Raw genomic sequence first — 20,453 nt, 5'->3', positions numbered from 1 at the left:
GCTATCAGATCCAAAACGACAACAGTTCCAAAACACTAACCGTTAGTGCTACGGTCGGCCCCATGAAGAAAGTGATCTTCACCGAGTTCGGTGGCCCGGAAGTCCTGCAGCTCGTCGACGCCGAAGATCCGCACGCCGGCCCAGGCCAGGTACGCATCGCGGTGCGGGCCGCCGGGGTGAACCCCGTCGACTGGCGGATCCGTGAAGGCCAGGTCCTCGGCGCGCATCCGACCGTGTTGCCGTCCGGCGTGGGCCTGGACGCCGCCGGAGTGGTGGACGAGGTCGGCGAAGGCGTCATCGGAGTCGAGGTCGGCGACTTCGTGTTCGGCGAGGGTGCCGCCACCTATGCCGAATTCGCCGTGCTGACGGCGTGGGCTGTGATGCCCGAAGGGTTGACGTTCGAGGAGGCGGCCGGATACCCCTCCGTGGTCGAGACCGCACTGCGGCTGGTCCGCGAAGTCGGGGTCCGGCCCGGCGAGAACCTGCTGGTCAGTGGCGCGTCCGGCGGGGTCGGGTCGGCGGTGCTGCAGATCGCGCGGGAACGCGGCATCGCGGTGATCGGCACGGCGGGTGCCGCGAACCAGGACTACCTGCGCGGCCTGGGCGCGCTCGCCACGACCTACGGCGAGGGCTGGGTGGAGCGGGTGCGGCGGCTCGGCCGCGTCGACGCCGCTCTCGATCTGGCCGGATCCGGCGTGATCCCGGAGCTGGTCGAGCTCACCGGGGATCCGGGGAAGGTCGTTTCCATCGCCGACCTCGGCGCACCCGAGTTCGGTGTCCGCTTCTCCGGCGTGGCCGGAAGCGTGCCGGACGCGCTGGCCGAGGCCGTCGACCTCATCTCACGGGGGAAGCTGCACATCCCGGTCGAGAAGGCCTATCCGCTCGCCGACGCCGCGGCGGCGCATGCCGACAGCCACGCCGGGCACACCCGCGGCCGCCGGGTCATCGTCGTCTGAGCCGGCTCAGGATCCGGCCGCGGGAAGGATCACGACGCCGTCGTCATCGGCGTAGAGCGTGTCGCCGGGAGTGAACGTCACTCCCCCGAAACCGACAGGGACGTCGACAGCGCCGACGCCCGCCTTGGAGCTCTTGCGCGGGTTGGTGCCGAGCGCCTTCACTCCGAGCGGAAGCCCGGCGAGCTCGGCGCTGTCCCGTACCGCGCCGTTGACGACGATGCCCGCCCAGCCGTTGTCGACGGCGGACTTCGCGATCATGTCGCCGGTGAGCGCGCTGTGCAGCGAGCCGCCACCGTCGACCACCAGGACGGCGCCATCGCCGGGAGTGGCCAGGAGCTTCTTGACCAGGCCGTTGTCCTCGTGACAGGAGACGGTCCGGATCGGGCCCGAGAACTTCCGGCGCCCGCCGAACTGGCGGAACTGGGTGTCGCAGACGCGCAGCCGGTCGCCGTGTTCGTCCACGAGGTCGGCGGTGGTGAAGGAATCGATCACGCGCGCGAGTTTCTCACGTCGCCTCGGGCGGGAACACCGAGTCCAGCACATGAGTGAGGATGGCCGCGGGGTCGGCGGCCGGCGCGACCGCCTGACGCAGGGCGAGCCCGATGCCCAGGGCGCCCAGCATCACGACGGCCTCATGGAGCGGTAAGGCGGGTTCGAGCCGGAGCCGCCGCGCATGCTCGGCGAGCAGCGAGACGACCTCGTCGTCGTGACGCCGCTGGACGGCGGCGACGAGGGCGGCGGTCTCCGGCTGCTGCGCCGTCGCGGCGAGCACTTCCGCGGCCGCCGCGCTCCATTTGGCGGCATCCTTGTCCACCACGTCGACAGGGGCCAGTGCCGCGATCACGTCGTCCCGGCCGGTGGCGAGCGCGAGGGACTTCCTCAACTCCGCCAAGTGTCCTTCCGCGGTGGCTTCGATGATCGCCAGCCACAGCCCTTCCTTGCCGCCGAAGTGCTTGTAGACGGCGCCGCGGGTGTACCCGGCGTCGGCCGCGATCTCCTCGACCGTCGCCGCCAGGAAGCCGCGCCGCAGGAAGACCTGACGTCCGGCCTCCAGCAGGTGCTCGTGGGTGCGCCGCTGTTGTTCGGCCCGTGTCAGCCTGGTCATCGCCCGTCCGATCAGTAACAGAACGTTTCTGGATACACGATGTTACTGTATCGTCCGGTGCATGGAGTTCCTGGCACCGGTGGCCGCGTTTCTCAGCCTTCCCCTCTTCTTGGCCGGGTTCGCGTGGTACGCCGCACGAGCCCGGCGGGCGGGCGTCAGCCAGTCGCTGCTGGCGCCGATCGAGGAGATCTGGGACCCGATATCGCACAAGACCAACATCGAGATCCAGATCGAGGCCGAACGGACCCCGGAGACGCCTTCGCCAGGCGACCCGCCCGAGCTCAAGTGGCGGCTGTAGCCCTCAGTATCCGACGGTGAAATGCCGGTCCTTGCCCGGATTCTCGAGTTCGTCCACGACGGCGACCGCGAGATCCTCCGCCGAGATCCCCGACGATCCGTCCGCCGCGGTGAGGATGGTCGTCGTTCCCCGCCGGTACACGCCGGTCCGGACACCAGGCTCGAGCATCGCGGGCGGACTGAGGTACACCCAGTCGCCCCCGTGGGCCTCGCAGGCCTGAAGTTGGCCGGTGCTGGCGGAAGCGATGGTCCGCCACGCCGGCGGCACGAACGCCGGGTCGTCGATCACCAGCCCGCCGGACGGCGACCGCAACGGCCCGGCGCCTCCGACGATCAGGACCCGCCTGCCCGCCGCGGCGTCGAGCAGCGCCGTCACCGTGGCCGCGACCGTGTCTTCGGCGCCGGGCGCGGGTCTCGTCGCGCCCACGACGGCATCGACTCCCCCGAATACCGTGCTCATGTGGACGGCATCGATGACGTCGCCGCGCACGACTTCCACGTCCGGATGCGGGAACGCCGGTGGGGTACGACGAAAGACGGCGGCGACTTGGTGTCCGCGGGAAACGGCCTCGGCGACGATGCGGGAACCCGCCATTCCCGACGCTCCGACGACGGCGATCTTCATCGGACGACACCTTCCTGCTTGCTCTTCGGGGTGATCTGGCCTGCGACGATCGAGGCCAGGGCGAGGGCGAAACCGGCGAGCTGGATCGGCCCGAGCGACTGACCGAGCAGCACGGCGCCGAGCACCGCGGCGACCATCGGCGAGAGCAGCCCGAGAACCGCGACCGAGGTCACCGGCAAGGACGTGATGCCACGGAACCACAGGACGTAGGCGAGCAGGCCGCCGATCAGGCCGAGCCAGAGGTAGCCGAGTCCCGCGTTCAGGTCGATGGCGGGCGGTGCGCCTTCGAACAGGAAGGTCACGGGCACCAGGAACAACCCGCCCGCGGTGAGCTGCCACGAGGCGAACGCGGTCGGCCCGACGTCAGCGGGGCGGCCCCATCGTTTGGTGAGGGTGACGCCGAGCGCCATGGTACCCGCGCCACCGAGTCCCGCGACGACCCCGACGAGGTCGAAGCCCGCCGCGGGCCCGATCACCACCAGGCCGACACCCACGATCCCGACGATCCCCCAGGCGAACCGCCACGCGGACGGGCTCTGGCGCAACACCGCCACGGCGAGGATCGCGACGAGCAGCGGCTGGGCGGCACCGAGCGTGGCCGCGACTCCCCCGGGCAGCCGTTCGGCGGCGATGAACAACAGGGGGAAGAACAGCCCGATGTTGAGGACGCCGAGCGCGGCGGCCTTCAGCCACCACGTGCCGCGCGGGAAGGCGCGGGTGATGGCGAGCGCGATCAGCCCGGCGGGCAAAGCGCGCATGAGCCCCGCGAAAAGCGGATGTCCCGGCGGAAGAAGTTCGGTGGTGACCACATAGGTCGTTCCCCAGACCATGGGGGCGAAGGCGGTCAGCGCGGTCCCGGCGAGACCTGCGGCGAGCGGTGTGGCCGTCAGCGTTTTCACGCTTCCCAGCTTCGACGCCGACGATCGATGAGTCCAACACATGTTTGTCACTTGATCCATCGTGATTCAAGATGGATCCATGGAGCTTCAGCAGATGCGGTACGTCGTGGCCGTGGCGGAGACGAACAGCTTCACGCGTGCCGCGCAACGGTGTCTGGTCGTGCAATCGGCGCTGAGCCACCAGATCGCGCGACTGGAACGGGAACTCGGCGCGCGCCTGTTCGAGCGCACGAGCCGTCGGGTGCGGCTCACGGCCGCCGGCGAGGCGTTCCTGCCCGCCGCCCGGCAATGTCTCGAGGCCGCCGAGCGAGCGGGGTCGGAGGTCGCGGCGGCCGTCGGCGAGATCCGCGGCCGGCTCACCGTCGGCGTCATCCCGACCGTCGCGGCGGTCGACGTGCCTGCCGCCCTGCAGACCTTCCGCGGCCGGTACCCGCACGTCCGCATCGGACTGCGGGTGGGGGCGAGCGGGCAGATGGTGGAACAGATCAAGGACGGTGCGATCGAGGTCGCGTTCCTCGGCCTCCCGGTGACCGACCGGCCGGACGGCGTGGCCACCTGCGAACTGGGCCGCGACGATCTGGTCGCCGTGGTGGCTCCTGGGCATCCGCTCGCCGTCGAGTCCGAAGTGGACTTGAAGGGGCTTTCGTCGGAGGTGTTCGTCGACTTCCCGTCCGGATCCGCGGGACGGGCCCAGACGGATCAGGCCTTCGCCGCCGCGGGAGTGACCCGGGAAGTCGCCTTCGAGGTGACCGCCGCCGACTTCATGGCGCGCCTCATCCACCAGGGATTGGGGGTGGCGCTGCTGCCGTCGAAATTCGTGCCGAACCTGACCGACGTGGTCACCGTGCCGGTGCGGGACGCGCCCGCGCGGATCGAGCACCTCGTCTGGAACCGCTTCACCGTCACTCCGGCCGCGAAGGCCTTCCTTGAGGTACTGGGCGTTGACCTGCCCGCCGGTCCGTGAAGGCCTCCTTGAGGGACTCTGGGTCCCTCAAGGAGGCCTTCACGGACTCGACGATCGCCACGTTGGCCCCATTAGCACGAGCGGCCGCGCGTGAAGGCCCCCTTTCCTCGGCTGAGCCGAGGCAAGGGGGCCTTCACGCGCCTCAGGAACTCGAAAGCACTTACTTGCGGTCCGCCTTGATGATCTCGAAAAGGCTGGTCCACGAGCTGCGTCCGTGTCCGGCGGCGATCGCCCGGTCGTAGTGCGACTTGACCGCCTCCGGCAGGACTACGTCGATCCCCGCGTCCCGGCTCGCCTGGACGATGTGGTCGGCCGTCGCACCCATCATGGTCACGTCGGCGTCGTCGCCGGGGTGCTCGCCCTTCTCGAACTGCTCGGCCGCGACTTCCAGGTAGTAGCTCATCGTCGCGAAGTTGTCCTTGGCGTACGGGACGAACTTGTCCACCGGCACCCCGGCCGAGCGCACGAGCGCGCTCGCGTGCATGTACACCGACAGCGAGGTCAGGAAGATGTCCAGCTGCGCCTGGTAGAACAGCTGAGCCAGCCGGACGTCCTCGCCGAGGAAGTCGGGCCGCCCGATCAGCGCCAGGGTTTCCCGGTGCTTCTCGAACACCTCCGTCGGTCCGCTGTAGAAGACGTACGCCTCGGCCTTGCCCACCAGCTCGGCAGGCACCATCACGCCACCCGCGACGAACTGTCCGCCACGAGCCTCGACCCAGTCCGCGGCTTCGCGGGTCTTCTCCGGGGTGTCCGAGCTGAGGTTGACGATCACCTTGCCCGCGAGGGCGTCTTCGGCCTTGCCGAGGATGTCGTACATCGCGGCGTAGTCGGTGAGGCTCAGCAGCACCAGCTCCGACGCCGCCACCGCCTCCGCCGGTGTCGCGGCGCGCACGGCACCCGCCGCGACGACGTCGTCCGCGCGGGCGGTGGTGCGGTTCCAGACGGTCACTCCGTGGCCGTTCTCCAGGAGTACCCGGACCATGGCCTGTCCCATCGGGCCGAGCCCGATCAGTGTGATCATTGTGTTTTCCTTTACTTCTTGAGGAGTTCGATGACGCCGATGAGGTCTTCGGCGCCGTGTCCGCCGGCGACCCGCTTGTCCATCAGCGACTGCAGCGGGATGAGCAGTTCGGCGCTGATGCCTTGTTCCGCCGCGGCTTTGGCGAGGTTCGGGTAGGCGGCCGCCTGCATCCCGATGTTCGACACGACGCCGGTCACGTAGTCGGCGTCGTCGATCTGCTCGGCCGCGCGCTCCAGAAAGCCGCTCATCCCGTCCATCCAGGTTCGGAGCATCGGCGCGAATTCCCGTGCCTTCACCCCGGCGGAGCCGACCAGCGCGAATGCCTGGATGACGCCGATGAAGTGCCCGTACATCCCGCTGAGCAGCGCAATGTCGTGCAGGGGCGCCAGTCCGGGGTCCGCGCCGAGGTAGTTGGCGCCGCCGAAGGTGTCCAGCGCGGTGCGTGCCCGGCCGAAGACCGTGCCCGAGCCGCTGTAGAAGATGAACGCCTCGGGGGTGCCGATCATCGGCGGGACGGCCATGATCCCGCCGTCCAGGTACTCCGCGCCCAGTTCCCCGGCCCAGGCACTCATTTCGCGCGCCTGGCCGGGGGTGCCGTTGGTCAGGTTGATCAGCTGCCGTCCCTTGAGCTCGGACGCCACCGGGTCGAGGACCTCGTGCACCGAGTCGTAGTCGAGCAGGCAGGCGATCACGATCTCGTTCGCCGCGAGAGCCTCCGAGATGGTCGAAGCGACCGAAGCTCCCTTCGCCGCCACCGCCTCGGCGCGACTCGCGGTCCGGTTCCACGCGGTGACCGGATGTCCCGCGGCCAGTAGTGCCTCTACGAGCGCGGTTCCCATCGCGCCCAGCCCCAGTACCGTCACCGGGGTCTTGCCGTGTTCGCTCATGGGACCACCGTGACGGGGGCCGCGCACGGATCGCTGCGGGTCCGCGCACGGCCTCGCGCACGATCTTGTCGGTGGTCCGCGCTAACGTCGGTTTCGTGCGATTCGGAGTGCTGGGACCACTCGCCGTGTGGACGACCGCGGGCGAGCCCGTCGTCGTGCCCGAGGCGAAGGTCCGCCTCCTGCTCGCCGGGCTGCTGAGCCGCGACGGCAGGGCGGCGTCGGTGTCGTCGTTGGCCGACGATCTGTGGGGCGAGCATCCGCCGGGCAATCCGGGCAACACCCTGCAGACCAAGGTCTCCCAGTTGCGCCGTGCGCTGGAGCGCGCCGAGCCCGGCGCGCGGGAACTCGTGACGCACCAACCGGCCGGGTACGTTCTGGCCGTCGAGCCGGGTGCCCTGGACGTCCATCGCTTCCGCGCGCTCACCACCCGGGCCCGCGACGCCGTCGACCCGCGCGCCCGTGCCGCTTTGCTGGCGGATGCGCTGGCGTTGTGGCGAGGGCCCGCGTACGCCGGATTCGAGAACGAGCCGTTCGCCGTCGCCGCCGCCCAGCGGCTGGAGGAGGAGAGGCTGCTCGCCGAAGAGGAGCGGGCCGAAGCCCGGCTGGCGCTCGGCGAGCACGGCGTCCTCACCGGGGAGCTGACCGGACTGGTCTCGCGCCATCCGCTGCGGGAGCGGCTCCGCGGCCTGCTGATGCGGGCGTTGTACGCGGCCGGACGGCACAGCGAAGCTCTCGAAACCTACGCCGAGCTGCGCGCCCGTCTCCGTGACGAATCCGGTCTCGAACCGGGGCCGGAGCTCGCGGCGTTGCACCAGGCGGTCCTCACCCGCAGTCCGGATCTCGAGCCTGTCCGCGCCGCCGGGCCGGTGCGCGGGAATCTGCCGGAGGCGATGACCGAGCTGATCGGCCGCACGACAGCGGTCAAGGAGGTCGGTGCGCTCGTCACCGACGCCCGGCTGGTCACCCTGACCGGGCCCGGTGGTGTGGGCAAGACCAGGCTCGCCATCGAGGCCGCGTCGAAGCTCCAGATGGGCGACGGCACCTGGCTCGTCGAGCTGGCGGGTCTGGACAACGTCGAGTGCCCGACTTGCCCGCCCGAGGATCTCGTCGCCGTCGTCCTGGCGGCCGTGCTGGATGTCCGGGAAGACGCGACCTCGACCGGAACGCTCTCCCAGTCACTGGCCGATGCCTTGCGGGACAAGGAGATCCTGCTCGTCCTGGACAACTGTGAACAGGTCGTCGAGCCGGTCGCCGCCTTGGTGGAAAGGCTGCTCGCGGCGGCGCCTCGGCTGCGGGTACTCGCCACCAGCCAAGAGCCGCTCGGTTTACCGGGAGAGAACGTCTGGGCGGTGCCGCCGCTGGAGCTGCCCGAACTGCCGGATTTCGCCGCCGTGCGGGAGTCGAGCGCGGTCCGGCTGTTCGCCGCCCGTGCCGCGGCGGCCGCGCCGGGGTTCGCGCTCGACGCGGAGAACGCGGCCGTGGTCGCGCGCATCTGCCGCACCCTCGACGGTATCCCGCTGGCGCTCGAACTCGCCGCCACCCGGGTCCGGACCCTGGGTGTGCACGAACTCCTCGCCCGTCTCGACGACCGGTTCGCCCTGTTGTCTTCGGGCAGGCGAGGCGGGCCGCGTCGCCAGCAGACGCTGCGGGCGATGATCGACTGGAGCTGGAGCCTGCTGAGCGAGCCCGAGCAGATCGTACTGCGCAGGCTCGCCGTCCACGCCGAGGGCTGCGGGCTCGACGCGGCCGAGTCGGTCTGCGCCGGCGGCGAGATCGCCGCCGGTGACGTGCTGGATCTCCTTTCCCGGCTCGTCGACAGGTCGTTGGTGGTCAGCAGGCCCGGCAGGTCCGGTGAACCGCGGTTCCGGCTGCTGGAGTCCGTGTCGGCGTACGCCTTGAGCCAGGCCGGGCAGGCAGGCGAACTCGACGACCTGTACTTGCGGCACGCTCGTTTCCACGTAGAACTGGCCGAACGCGGGGACACGGGCCTGCGCGGGAGGGAGCAGCGGCGCTGGCTCGACAGGCTGGACGCCGAAGGAGCCAACACCCGGCGCGCGCTGGAAACGCTGCTACGGCAAGGAGACCATCGGCTCGCGTTGCGGCTGGTGAACGCGACGGCGTGGTTCTGGTTCCTCCGCGGACGACTTACTGAGGCCAGGCGCTCGCTGGATCTCGTGCTCGGCGCCGAGCACGAGATCGGAGACGAGTACGCGCAGGCGCACGGCTGGCGCACCGGGATCGCCGTGCTCGACGGCACCGGCACGGAGGGAGCGGCGGAGGAGACCGTATGGGGCATCGCCGATCCGCTCCAACGGGCGCGGACGTTGTGGTTCCTCGGCTACGCGTGGTCCACGGTCGGCGACCTGTGCCGGGCGGAGAAGCTCACGCTCGGCGCGTTGGAAACCGCACGCGACATCGGTGACGACTGGAGCGCCGCCGCCGCGCTGAGCGACAGGGCGGCCCACCTGATCTCCGGTGGCGATCTCACCGGAGGCGGCCGGATCGCCGCACAGAGCGCCGGCATCTTCGACGGACTCGGCGAACGCTGGGGCTGGCTACAAGCTTCGTTCGTCATCGGCATGCTGGCCTCGATCGCCGGCGACTACGACCACGCCGCCCGGGTCCACCGGGAAAGCCTGCGCCGCGCGGAGGAACTGGAGCTGTGGCCGGAGGTCTCCTACAAATTGTCTTGGCTGGGCCGGACCGCGCTGCTCACCGGCGACTTCGAGGGAGCGAAGGAGTTCCACGAGCGGGCGAGGGCGCTCGCGGTCGAGCACAGTTTCAAACCCGGCGAGGTGTACGCCGAGACAGGGCTCGCGCTCGGCGCGCGGCGCCAGGGGCTGTTCGAGGAGGCGGAGCAGCGGCTGCTGTCCATACTGGACTGGCATCGCCGCGTGGAGTCCGAAGCGGGCAGCACGCTGATCCTGGCGGAGCTCGGGTTCATCGCCGAACAACGCGGAGACGCGGTGGCGGCGAAGCGGCTTCAGCTGGACGGTCTCGCGATCGCTCGCCAGAGCGACGATCCTCGTGCGATCGCCCTCGGGCTCGAGGGCCTGGCCGGTGCGGAGGCGGCCGCCGGCTCGTATCGTCCGGCCGCGCGGCTGCTCGGCGCCGCGGCGGCCGCGCGGCGCTCGGTGGGCGCTCCCCTGCCAAAAGCCGAACGCGACGACGTCGACCGGATCACCGGCGTGATCGTCGCGGCGCTCGGAGAAACCGCATTCTCGGCGGAGACTGAGGCAGGTGAGACGACGCCGATCGAGCATTTGGTGACGGACAGTCAGTGAGCACGCACCCGTGTCACCACAATGGACCAGGCCTTACTTCACGTCAGCAACAAACAGTGATTTCTTCCTGTCGCCAGAGCGCCGTGACCGGTAGCGTGCGTATCCATGCGGGTGAGGTGGGGGGCTCCCGGCGGGCCCAGGGTGACGATGCCGTGGCGAGCGGCTCCGAAAGCGGTACTGACCAGTCCCCTGACTTTGATCATCGCCGCGGTGACCGCGTTGCTGGCCTGTTTCCTCGGCACCGCCGCCATCCTGCAGGCCTCCGCGGCGGGTGGCGCGGCCGTCACGTACCAGTCCGGCATCGTGTGCCCGGACTACTACGGGCCGGTCTTCAGCAAGGACAATGTGCCTGCCGCGGTGGCTCCGCAGGTCGTCGACTCGGTCCGCCGGAACGCCCCGGCACACGGCTTCTCCGCGCCGGTCACCTCCCGCTACACGCCGTACCTCTTCGGCACCGAGTTCAACGGCGACCCCAACTACAAGGTCGTTCTCGCCCATCGTGACCAGGCGACGCAGGGCCATCTCGACGTCGCGAGCGGATCCGCGGGCGCCGGCTTCCTGCTCGGCACCGTCGTCGCCGGGGCGGAGAACATCAAGGTCGGGGCCACTCCGAGCATCCAGGGCACCCCGATTCCTCCGGTGACCGGGCTGTACCGCGACCTTCCCGACCCGGCGCCGCGCTGGTGGTGCTCGCAGCAGCGGAACGCCGTCGTGAGCAGGCTCGCCAACGACCCGCTCGACTCGGTCATGTTCGCCAACGACGGGAAGACGTTCGACGACGCGGTCCGCGCGCTGGGCGTCCCGACGATCAAGACGCTGCACCTGTCGTTCTACGAGTCCCCGCCCAAGACAGTGAGCGAAGCCGAGGACCTGGAGGAACGTTCGAAGGCCCTCATCGCCGCGGTCAAGGCGGATCTGGGCTCCCGCGGCCTCGGTGACGCGATCGTCGGGTCGCTGCCGTTCGAGCGCTCGGTCGAGATCAGCAACCAGGCGCAATCGAACGTCCTGATCTCGATTCTGCCGCTCGCGGCCATCAGCATTCTCGTCGGCTGCGCGGGGATCGGCACCGTCGCGTTGCAGTGGTACCAGCGGCGGCACCCGCAGCTGAGGTTGTTGTCGGCCCGAGGCAGCGGCCCCGGGGCGCTGGGGCTGCTCGCGGTCGCCGAACTCGGGCTCCCGATCGTCGTCGGTGGCGTGCTGGGCACGGCACTCGCGCGGCTGTTGCTCGGGCTCTACGGACCACCAGGCGAACTGGACGACGGCGCGACGTTCTGGGGATCGCTCGTCGCGGCCGGGATCCTGCTCGTCTCGCTCGCGCTGCTCGCCGGGGTGATCTCCATTCGGACCCATCGGGAGTTCGAGCTCGGCCGGGTCCGCTCCGGACGGCGCAAGAAGGTGAGGTTCCTGGCCTTCTTCCCGTGGGAACTGCTCACCGCCGGTGTCGCCCTGCTCGGCTGGAACCGGCTCGTCGACTACAGCAAGGGATCGCGGATCGGCAATCCGCTCCCCCAGGTCGACCCTCTCGCCCTCACGTACCCGGTGTTCGTCGTGCTGACGGTCGGGCTCGTCGCCGCACGGCTGGCCTGGCTCGCCCTGCACGCGTCGCATCGCGCCCGGCTGTGGTCCCGTCCCGCGTTGCAACTGGCGATCCGGCGGCTCGCCAGCGCCCGCGCACCGGTCACCGGTGTGCTCGTGATCGGCACGCTCGCCATCGGGACCCTGGCCACCGGGATCGGCATCGCCCGCGGCCAGGAAGAGGCCCTGCAGACGAAGTCCGCCATCTTCGTCGGGGCCGAAACCCGGGTCGACACCGAAAGCGTCGTCGGCACCGGGAAGGTCGCGCTGCCCGCCTCGCTGGACGGCAGCACCACGATCGTCGGCGAGCTGACCGGCACTGGCAACGTCGTGCTGGTCGTGGACCCGCGGACCTTCCGGCAGGCCGCCACGCTCGGCCCACTCGACGGCGCCGAGGTCGACCGGCTGCTGAGCGGTCTGTCGGGCCAGGGCACCGGTGTCCCGGCGATCCGGATCGGACACGACGCCGCTCAGAAGACCACGCTGCCCGCCGGTCTCGCCGACGCCAAGACGATCGGTGAACTGCCGATGTTCCCGATCGTCGGCACCAAGGCCGGGTACGTGATCTCGCGGGAATCGCTCACCGAGGCGCAGTTGCGCACCGTGCCCAAGTGGAGCGTGCTGTCCGGCTCGTCGATGACGCAGGTGACCGAAGCGCTGGCCTCCGTGGGGGTGAAGACGGCGGTCAACCGCGTCACCCGTGAGTCCGCACTGGACGCGCTCCCGTTTTACGTGGTGTCTTGGACGTTCTCGTTCATGGCCCTGCTCGGGGCCGTGCTCGGCGTGGTGGCCGTGCTGTCGCTCCTGGTCGCGGTCGAAGTTCGGCGGCGCCAGAACGCGCTGGCCGGGGCTCTGGTCCTGCGGATGGGAATGCGGCCACGTGCCCTGCTGGCGAGTCATCTGATGGAGCTGGGCGCCCTGAGCGGGCTCGCCGTGGTCATCGGCGTCGTCTGCGGTGTCTCGGTCGCGGGGCTTTCGGTGCCGCGGTTCGATCCGGCGACGTTCCTCCCGCCGCAGTCGGCACTTCCCGACCCGACCCCGCTCGCCCTGACCGTCCTCGCCGTCGGTGTGCTCGTCGTGGCACTGGCGGGCTGGATCGCGATGCGCTCGGTGCGCACCGCCCGGACCGCGGAGTTGATCCGTGCCTGAGAAACCGATCTTCCGGCTGCGCGGGATCGGCGTCGACTACCCGACGCCGGCGGGCACGGTCACCGGCGTCGAAGATGTCACCTTCGACATCCCGGCGCGCGGGATCACCGTGCTGGCGGGGCCGTCCGGCTCCGGCAAGTCCACCCTGCTGCGGACGCTCGGCCTCTTCGAGCAGCCCGTGCGGGGCACGATCTCCTTCCAGGGCAGCGAAACCGGCAAGCTGCGGCATCGTGACCGCCGGGCGCTGCGGCGGAACCATCTCGGCCTGGTGTTCCAGAATCCGACCGACAACCTGCTCGCGTATCTGAGCGTCGCGGACAATCTGCGCGCGGCGGCGGAATCGGCCGGGACCGAATGCCTTCCCGACGACATCCTCGAGCAGCTGGGACTCGGCGGGACCGGCAGCTGGCGGATTTCCGCGCTGTCGGGCGGGCAACAGCAACGCCTCGCGTTCGGCTGCACCCTGGCCCGCCGCTCGACCGTCATACTCGCCGACGAGCCGACGTCCCAATTGGACGAAGGCTCCGCGGACCGGGTGCTCGACACCCTGAAGTACCTGGCGGATCAGGATTTCGCCGTCATCGTCGCCTCGCACGACGACCGGCTCATCGAACTCGGCAGCCGCGTCGCGCGGATGCACAAGGGCAGACTCGAAGAAGTCGAAGAACGGGAGGTCGTGCCGTGATGGCGGAACCCGCCCTCGAGGCCGTCGGGTTGCGCCGCCGGTTCCCCCATCCCAGCGGGGACGTCGAAGTGCTGCGCGGGCTCGAACTCCGCGTGGCCGCGGGCGAACTGGTCACCGTGTCCGGCCGGTCGGGTTCCGGCAAGAGCGCGCTGCTGGCGCTGCTGTGCGGTTTCGACTCGCCCGATTCGGGCAGTGTCCTGCTGGACGGCGTCCCGATAGCAGGCGCGCCGCCGTGGCACACTTGCGCCGTCCTGCCGCAGGCGCTCGGCCTCGCGAACGAACTGACCATCGCGGAGAACGTGGCGCTGCCGCTGCGGCTCCGGTCCGACGTCCCCAAACCCAGCGCGAAAGACATCCACACGCGGGTTTCGGATCTGCTGGAGGAACTCGGGATCGGCGATCTCGGCGACCGGTACCCGCTCGAGGTCTCGTTCGGGCAGCAGCAACGGGTCGCGCTCGCCAGGGCGGTCAGCGGGCGGCCCAGGGTCCTGCTCACCGACGAGCCGACGGCGCACCTGGACGCCGGGAGCACGCCGCGGGTACTTCGGCTGCTGCGGCACTGTGCCGAAGAGGGTGCCGCGGTCATCGTGGCGACGCACGACGACGAGGTGCACCGGATCGCGGACCGGCGGGTACGACTCCTGGACGGCGTCCTTTCCTGACTCGTTGAGTGGTAGGAACTCTCGCGACTACATGGCGTAAAGGACCCCTTCCCGCGCTGCCGCTCGGCGGAGGTTGCGAAAGCCACTTTCGCAACGTTGAAGGTTGCGAAAGTGGCTTTCGCATCACGCTGGTCCCGTCCAGACGATCCGGCTCGAACCGTCGCACTCTAGGGAGCGACCGGTCCCGCCTTCCCGTACAGCCCGTTCCCCGCCCAGTTCACAAGATCGTGTGAAGGCCGCGAAGGCGGAACAGGCACGAAGTTCGTGGCGTCGTCGACGCTTCCGGTGCCGTCGTATTTCGCCTGCAGCGGATACGGGAACACCGGCCGCGTGCGGAAGACCTTGCCGTCGGCGTCGCGGCCGGTGGCGATCGTCCGGTCCGGCGCGGTGCCACGCTCGACCCAGGAGACGAGTTCCTTCAGCGGGTCGTACTCGGTCAGTTTGTCGCCGGTCGCGCAGTGGTACAACGCGGGCACCATGAACAGCCGCGCCCAGTCACGCGTCGCCGCGGGGCCGCCGTTGGCGCGGGTGAGGCGCTCGTAGTAGTCGATGCTGCCCGCGGCGGGGATCGCCTGGTCCGCCCAGCCGTGCCAGATCACGAGTTTCCCGCCCGCACGCCGGAATTCGCGCAGGTCCGGCGCCATCGCGTTGGAGCGGATGCCTTCCGGGACCAGCCGGTCGAATTCACGAGCGGTGAACCCGAACTTCTCGACCGACGAATGCGGTGTCCCGATCGGGTACGCCATGTACTTCAGGTAGTTGTCGGCGAGCGCGTGCGCGAACGGAATCCCGCCGGTTTCCGGCGACGGGATGATCCAGCCGTACCAGGAGAGCTCGGAGCCGACGGTCTGGCCGCCCGGGTACAGTTTGCGGCCGCGTTCGTCGGTCGGCGGCGCGTAGATCTTCTTGGTGGCTTCGACCTGCGCGGTGGTGAGGCAGCCCGCGTTGTCGGTGCCCGGCGGGCAGGCGATGGCGGCCGGGTCGAAGCGGCAGGTGCGCGGATCGTCGATGGCGCCGTCGCCGAGCCCGTCGGACTTGTCGCAAGAGGACAGTGCGGCGGCGTGCAGGGCCGGAAGTTTCTCGGCGGTCAGGATCGGCTTGCCGTCGGCGCCGGTGTTCACCTTGGCGAGCCAGGTCTGATACACGCCGAGCAGCGGTCCCCAGTATCCGGCGGGCGCTCCCACGACGATGCCGTCGAAGTCGTGGGGGTAGCGCTGTGCGAGCAGAAGAGCCTCGCGACCGCCGTCCGAGCATCCGCTGAAGTACGACTTCTTCGGCGGAGCGCCGTAGAACTGCGTGATCAGCCGCTTGGACGCCTTCGAAACCACGTGCGGCGCACGGAACGCGAAATCGTCACGCGCCGCTTGGTCGTTCTCGGCCCACTTACCGTCATCGACGACCGCGGGGGTCTTGCCGACGTGACCGTCGTCGGTCGCCGCCACGGCGACGTCACCGCCGTGCGGAAGGCCGCAGTCGGCGAACGGCGGCGTGCTGACCACCCCGCAGAACCCGCCGCAGCCGAACTGCAGGTACCGCCCCGCGTAGGTCTTGGTCGGCAGCCGCAGCTGGAACCGCACCGCGGGTTCGACGTAGCCGCGGACGTCGCAGTTCTCCGGTTCGGTCGTCGTCGCCGGCACCACGGTCGCGGTCTCGACGTGCGTGACCGCGCCGGGGAGGTCATAGGTCCGCACCAGGTCGGCGCAGGCGCGCACCGGGCGGAACGTCGTTTCGCCGGCGGTGGCCGCCGGAGCCGTGAGTATCGAGCCTGCCGTGATGAGCGCTGCCACGCCGAGCATGGACAACCGCCGCATGTCTCCACCCCAGTTCCCCGGATCGGCTTCAGTCGTGTCTTCACCCTGGCCCCGACCCCGTCGGTTGTCCACCGGGATTCCGGGCATCCGGGTTGTCCAGTTCGGGCCAGGTTTGTCCGGGTGTCTTGACATCGATGTCACAACCGAGTTTTTCTCTCTTGGCGTCACCGGTCCCCCTGCGAGAAAGCATTGGTGCAACGATGCCCCGAAGCGTCAGACCCTGGGTCTGCAGCCTTCTGAGTGCCACGGTCGTGGCGTCCGGGCTGGTAGCCCTCCCCGCCACCGCCGCGGCCGAAGAGGCCCCACCTGACTTCTACTCCTCTTTCGAGCAAGGCGAACCGCAGCCGACGTGGAGCGACACGGTCGACGTCGACCCGTCCGGCAAGCCGAAGGCCTTCGGTGTCGACGGCGCGAACGCCACCACCATCCCCGGTGACATCCGCGGCAAGGTCACCGAGATCTCCGCCAACAGCGAGAACACCCCCAACGAGGGGGTGGCGAACCTCGTCGACGGCTCGACCGACACCAAGTGGCTGGCCTGGACCCCGACCGGCTGGGCACAGATCACGCTGTCCGAGCCGACGTCGATCACCCGGTACGCGTTGTCCTCGGCGAACGACTTCGACAACCGCAACCCGCAGGACTGGACGCTCCAGGGTTCCGCCGACGGAAAGTCCTGGACCGAGCTGGACAAGCAGACCGGCCAGAAGTTCAGCGAGCCGTTTCAGAAGAAGGAATACCGCCTCGCCGCCGCGAGCGCCGCGTACAAGTTCTTCCGGCTCGAGGTCACCAAGAACAACGGCGGCCCGATCCTGCAGCTCTCGGAGCTGCTGCTGGCCAACGAGGACCCGGCCCCGCCCGCGTTGCCGAACATGCGCAGCTTCACCGACAGCGGCCCGGGCAGCGGCTACACCAGCAAGAACCGGGTCGGGTTCACCGGCCTGCGCGCGTTCCGCTACTCCGGCAGCCACAAGGCGCAGGGGCACGGCTGGTCGTACAACAAGATCTTCGACGTCGACATCCCGGTGGCGGCGACCTCGGAGCTGTCGTACAAGGTGCAGCCGGAGTTCATCCGCGGCGACCTCAAGTACCCGAGCACGAACGTCGCGGTGGACCTGGCGTTCACCGACGGCACCTATCTGAGCCAGCTCGGCGCGGTCGACCAGTACGGTTTCGGGCTCTCCCCACAGGGCCAGGGCGCGAGCAAGGTGCTCTACACCAACCAGTGGAACCTGGTGCGCTCACAGATCGGTGTGGTCGCCAAGGGCAAGACGATCGACCGGGTCCTCGTCGGCTACGACAACGCCGACGGCCCGGGGTCGCTGCAGGGCTGGCTGGACGACATCAAGGTCTCGGCGACGCTGACGCCGCCGGCGAGCCTTCGTCCCTCCGACAACGTGCTGACCACGCGCGGCTCCCTGTCCAACGGGTCGTTCTCGCGCGGCAACAACATGCCCGCGACCGCGGTTCCGCACGGGTTCAACTTCTGGATCCCGACGACCGACGCGGGCACGTTGAGCTGGATGTACTCGTACCACTCGCGCAACAACGAGCAGAACCTCCCGGCGCTGCAGGCGTTCTCCGCGAGCCACGCGCCGAGTCCGTGGATGGCGGACCGGCAGACGTTCCAGTTCCTGCCCTCCACCGCGTCCGGGGTGCCGAATCCCGACCGTGAGGCGCGGAAACTGCCGTTCAAGCATTCCAACGAGACGGCGCGGGCCCATTACTACGGCGTCGACTTCGAGAACGGGATCAAGACCGAGGTCGCGCCGACCGATCACGCGGCGCTGTACCGCTTCAAGTTCCCCGGAGCGGACTCGAATCTGATCTTCGACAACGTCAACAACAACGGCGGGCTCACCCTCGACCCGGCAGGCCGGTCCATCGCCGGGTACAGCGACGTCCGCAGTGGACTTTCGGCCGGTGCGACCCGGATGTTCGTCTACGCCACCTTCGACAAGCCGGTGGCCGGCGGTTCAAAGCTGTCGACCGGTTCGGGTGACCAGAAGCGGGACAACGTCCTCGGCTACCTGAAGTTCGACGCGGGCGCGGACAAGACGGTGAACATGCGGATCGCGACGTCGTTGATCAGCGTGGACCAGGCGAAGAAGAACATGGAGCAGGAGCTCGCCCCGAACGCGACGCTCGAATCCGTCGCCGGTGCGGCACAGAACGCGTGGGACGAGAAGCTCAAGGTCATCGAGGTCGAAGGCGCCTCGAAGGACCAGCTGATCACGCTGTACTCCAACCTGTACCGCCTGTTCCTGTACCCGAACTCGGGTTTCGAAAACGTCGGCACCGTCGACAAGCCGGTCAAGAAGTACGCGAGCCCGGTGTCACCCAAGACCGGCCAGGACACGCCGACGCAGACCGGGGCGAAACTGGTCGACGGCGAGTTCTACGTCAACAACGGGTTCTGGGACACCTATCGCACGGTATGGTCGGCATATTCGCTGCTCAGCCCGGAAACCACCGGCAAGCTCGTCGACGGTTTCGTGCAGCAATACCGTGACGGCGGCTGGATCTCGCGCTGGTCCTCCCCGGGGTACGCGGACCTGATGACCGGGACCAGTTCGGATGCCGCGTTCGCGGACGCCTATCTCAAGGGAGTCAAGGGTTTCGACGTCCAGTCGGCCTACGACTCGGCGATCAAGAACGCGACGGTGACCCCGCCGAACGGCGCGGTCGGCCGCAAGGGCATCGACGAGGGCACGTTCCTCGGGTACGCGCCGAACACCGCGGACCACGGGTTCTCGTGGGCGATCGAGGGCTACGTCAACGACAACGCCATCGCGAACATGTCGAAGAAGCTCTACGACGAGGCTCCGGCGAACGACCCGCGCAAGCAGGAGTACCTGGACAACTACGGGTACTTCACCGAGCGGGCCACGCAGTACGTGAACGTGTTCGACCCGAGTGTCGGCTTCTTCCAGGGCCGTGACGCGGCGGGCAAGTTCACCCGGAGCAAGGAGGAGTTCGACCCGGAGGTCTGGGGTATCGACTACACCGAGACCAACGCGTACGGCATGCGGTTCTCGGTGCCGCAGGACGGACAGGGCCTCGCGAACCTCTTCGGCGGCAAGGCGGGGTTGGCGTCCAAATTGGACGAGTTCTTCGCGAAGCCGGAGCAGGGGCTCAAGTTCGGCACCTATCCCGGTGTCATCCACGAGATGACCGAGGCGCGGGACGTACGGATGGGCATGTACGCGCATTCGAACCAGGCCGCGCATCACACGCTCTACATGTACGACTACGCGGGTCAGCCGTCGAAGACGCAGGCGAAGGTCCGCGAGGCGCTGGCCAGGTTGTACGTCGGAAGCGAACTCGGCCAGGGCTACGGCGGTGACGAGGACAACGGCGAGCAGTCGGCATGGTGGCTGTTCGGCATGCTGGGTTTCTACCCGCTGCAGGTCGGCAGCTCGGACTACGCGATCGGCTCGCCGCTGTTCACCAAGGCGACCGTGAACCTGCCTGGCGGCAAGAAGATCGTGGTCAACGCGCCGAAGAACAGCGCGAAGAACGTCTACGTGCAGGGCCTGAAGGTGAACGGCAAGGCGCAGACCTCTACGTCGCTGGCGCATTCGACGATCGCAAACGGCGGGACGCTCGACTTCGACATGGGTCCGAACCCCTCGTCGTGGGGTACCGGCCCGGATGACGCGCCGAAGTCGATCACCAAGGGCGACGCGGCGCCGACCCCGGTGCACGACCTGACCAAGCCGGTTTCCGGCGGGGACGCCGCGTTCTTCGACAACACGTCGCGGACCGAGGCGAAGGTCAAGGCGCCGATCCAGTACCAGGTGCCCAAGACGAACGAGGCGGGTTCGTTCTACACGCTGACTTCGGGCAAGGGCGCGGGTGACGCGAAGAGCTGGGTGCTGAAGGGCTCCTACGACGGTAAGACGTGGGCGGTCGCGGATCAGCGGACCGACCAGACCTTCCAGTGGCGTCAGCAGACCAGGGCGTTCAAGATCGCGAATCCGGCGCACTACGCGTATTACCGGCTCGAGGTCACCGCGACCACGGGTGGGGAGGCGTCGCTGTCGGAATTCGAGGTGCTGGGCAAGCCCGACGCGGCGTGCACGCAGACGATCACCGGTGAGCGCAAGGGTCCGCTGACCGTGCGGAGCGGGGTGACCTGTGTGGACGGTGCGACGATCTCCGGTCCGGTGTCGGTGTCGGCGGGCGCGAGCCTGATCGTTCGCGGTGGCTCGATTTCCGGGCCGCTGACGGCGACCGGTGCGGCGCAGGTCGTGCTGGACCGGACGAAGGTGGGCGGTCCGGTGGCGATCACCGGGACGACCGGGACGGTCTCGATCGAACTGACCGAGATCGGCGGACCGGTGGCGTTGACGGGCAACAAGGGGCCGGTGCTGACTGCCAGCACGATCGGCGGACCTCTGGCGTGCGCGGCCAACTCCCCCGCTCCGACGGACTACGACCTGCAGAACACCGTCCGCGGCCCGGCCGCCGGGCAATGCGCGAAGCTGTAGCCCTCCGGTAAGTACGTGAAGGCCCCCTTCACTGCGCTAG

At 69.2% G+C, this 20,453-nt stretch carries 15 protein-coding genes; 8 read left to right on the top strand and 7 right to left on the bottom strand.

Going from position 1 to position 20,453, the window contains the following annotated elements; all coding sequences use genetic code 11:
• Positions 1–62 precede the first annotated feature (62 nt).
• Complete coding sequence (locus ACLJQ7_RS03570) at positions 63–956, top strand: NADP-dependent oxidoreductase (RefSeq protein ID WP_410646687.1); 894 nt, start codon at positions 63–65, stop codon at positions 954–956.
• Positions 957–962: 6 nt separating this feature from the next.
• Here ACLJQ7_RS03570 and rraA read toward each other — a convergent pair whose 3' ends face one another.
• Both rraA and ACLJQ7_RS03560 read right to left on the bottom strand, forming a co-directional pair.
• Positions 963–1,448, bottom strand: coding sequence for a ribonuclease E activity regulator RraA (gene rraA, locus ACLJQ7_RS03565; RefSeq protein ID WP_410646686.1), 486 nt, complete (start codon positions 1,446–1,448; stop codon positions 963–965).
• Between the two features lie 13 nt (positions 1,449–1,461).
• Positions 1,462–2,061, bottom strand: coding sequence for a TetR/AcrR family transcriptional regulator (locus ACLJQ7_RS03560; RefSeq protein WP_410646685.1), 600 nt, complete (start codon positions 2,059–2,061; stop codon positions 1,462–1,464).
• Positions 2,062–2,122: 61 nt separating this feature from the next.
• Between ACLJQ7_RS03560 and ACLJQ7_RS03555 the strand changes: the two genes are divergently transcribed.
• The gene (locus tag ACLJQ7_RS03555) at positions 2,123–2,359 is read left to right on the top strand and encodes a hypothetical protein (RefSeq protein WP_410646684.1); all 237 of its coding nucleotides are present in this window, start codon (positions 2,123–2,125) and stop codon (positions 2,357–2,359) included.
• A 3-nt stretch (positions 2,360–2,362) separates the two neighbouring features.
• On the opposite strand, the gene ACLJQ7_RS03550 is transcribed toward ACLJQ7_RS03555, so the two are convergent.
• Positions 2,363–2,983, bottom strand: coding sequence for an NAD(P)-dependent oxidoreductase (locus tag ACLJQ7_RS03550; protein WP_410646683.1), 621 nt, complete (start codon positions 2,981–2,983; stop codon positions 2,363–2,365).
• Positions 2,980–3,882, bottom strand: coding sequence for an EamA family transporter (locus ACLJQ7_RS03545; protein ID WP_410646682.1), 903 nt, complete (start codon positions 3,880–3,882; stop codon positions 2,980–2,982). The genes ACLJQ7_RS03550 and ACLJQ7_RS03545 overlap by 4 nt, the downstream gene beginning before the upstream one ends.
• Before the next feature lie 79 nt (positions 3,883–3,961).
• Here ACLJQ7_RS03545 and ACLJQ7_RS03540 point away from each other — a divergent pair, with 79 nt between their 5' ends.
• A complete protein-coding gene (locus tag ACLJQ7_RS03540) occupies positions 3,962–4,846 on the top strand; it encodes a LysR family transcriptional regulator (RefSeq protein WP_410646681.1) in 885 nt (294 codons plus the stop codon).
• 160 nt (positions 4,847–5,006) lie between these two features.
• On the opposite strand, the gene ACLJQ7_RS03535 is transcribed toward ACLJQ7_RS03540, so the two are convergent.
• Both ACLJQ7_RS03535 and ACLJQ7_RS03530 read right to left on the bottom strand, forming a co-directional pair.
• Positions 5,007–5,867, bottom strand: coding sequence for an NAD(P)-dependent oxidoreductase (locus ACLJQ7_RS03535; RefSeq protein ID WP_410646680.1), 861 nt, complete (start codon positions 5,865–5,867; stop codon positions 5,007–5,009).
• Between the two features lie 11 nt (positions 5,868–5,878).
• A complete protein-coding gene (locus ACLJQ7_RS03530) occupies positions 5,879–6,754 on the bottom strand; it encodes an NAD(P)-dependent oxidoreductase (RefSeq protein WP_410646679.1) in 876 nt (291 codons plus the stop codon).
• 95 nt (positions 6,755–6,849) lie between these two features.
• Between ACLJQ7_RS03530 and ACLJQ7_RS03525 the strand changes: the two genes are divergently transcribed.
• The 4 genes from ACLJQ7_RS03525 to ACLJQ7_RS03510 all read left to right on the top strand — a co-directional run bounded on the left by ACLJQ7_RS03525 (position 6,850) and on the right by ACLJQ7_RS03510 (position 14,109).
• Positions 6,850–10,038, top strand: a complete 3,189-nt coding sequence (locus tag ACLJQ7_RS03525; RefSeq protein ID WP_410646678.1) for a BTAD domain-containing putative transcriptional regulator — start codon at positions 6,850–6,852, stop codon at positions 10,036–10,038.
• Positions 10,039–10,185: 147 nt separating this feature from the next.
• Positions 10,186–12,762 carry an FtsX-like permease family protein gene (locus ACLJQ7_RS03520; protein WP_410647000.1) on the top strand — a complete coding sequence of 859 codons (2,577 nt, stop codon included), beginning with the start codon at positions 10,186–10,188 and terminating at the stop codon, positions 12,760–12,762.
• Positions 12,755–13,447 carry an ABC transporter ATP-binding protein gene (locus tag ACLJQ7_RS03515; protein WP_410646677.1) on the top strand — a complete coding sequence of 231 codons (693 nt, stop codon included), beginning with the start codon at positions 12,755–12,757 and terminating at the stop codon, positions 13,445–13,447. Before ACLJQ7_RS03520 ends, ACLJQ7_RS03515 begins: the two co-directional genes overlap by 8 nt.
• Positions 13,447–14,109 carry an ABC transporter ATP-binding protein gene (locus ACLJQ7_RS03510; RefSeq protein WP_410646676.1) on the top strand — a complete coding sequence of 221 codons (663 nt, stop codon included), beginning with the start codon at positions 13,447–13,449 and terminating at the stop codon, positions 14,107–14,109. The genes ACLJQ7_RS03515 and ACLJQ7_RS03510 overlap by 1 nt, the downstream gene beginning before the upstream one ends.
• A gap of 167 nt (positions 14,110–14,276) precedes the next feature.
• On the opposite strand, the gene ACLJQ7_RS03505 is transcribed toward ACLJQ7_RS03510, so the two are convergent.
• On the bottom strand, positions 14,277–15,920 hold the full coding sequence (locus ACLJQ7_RS03505; protein ID WP_410646675.1) for a tannase/feruloyl esterase family alpha/beta hydrolase: 1,644 nt from the start codon (positions 15,918–15,920) through the stop codon (positions 14,277–14,279).
• 200 nt (positions 15,921–16,120) lie between these two features.
• Here ACLJQ7_RS03505 and ACLJQ7_RS03500 point away from each other — a divergent pair, with 200 nt between their 5' ends.
• Positions 16,121–20,413, top strand: coding sequence for a GH92 family glycosyl hydrolase (locus tag ACLJQ7_RS03500; RefSeq protein WP_410646674.1), 4,293 nt, complete (start codon positions 16,121–16,123; stop codon positions 20,411–20,413).
• The last annotated feature ends 40 nt before the right edge of the window (positions 20,414–20,453 follow it).

The organism is Amycolatopsis sp. cmx-4-54 (genome assembly GCF_046548895.1).
Lineage (GTDB): Bacteria > Actinomycetota > Actinomycetes > Mycobacteriales > Pseudonocardiaceae > Amycolatopsis.
This window is presented reverse-complemented; position numbering and strand designations above follow the sequence as displayed.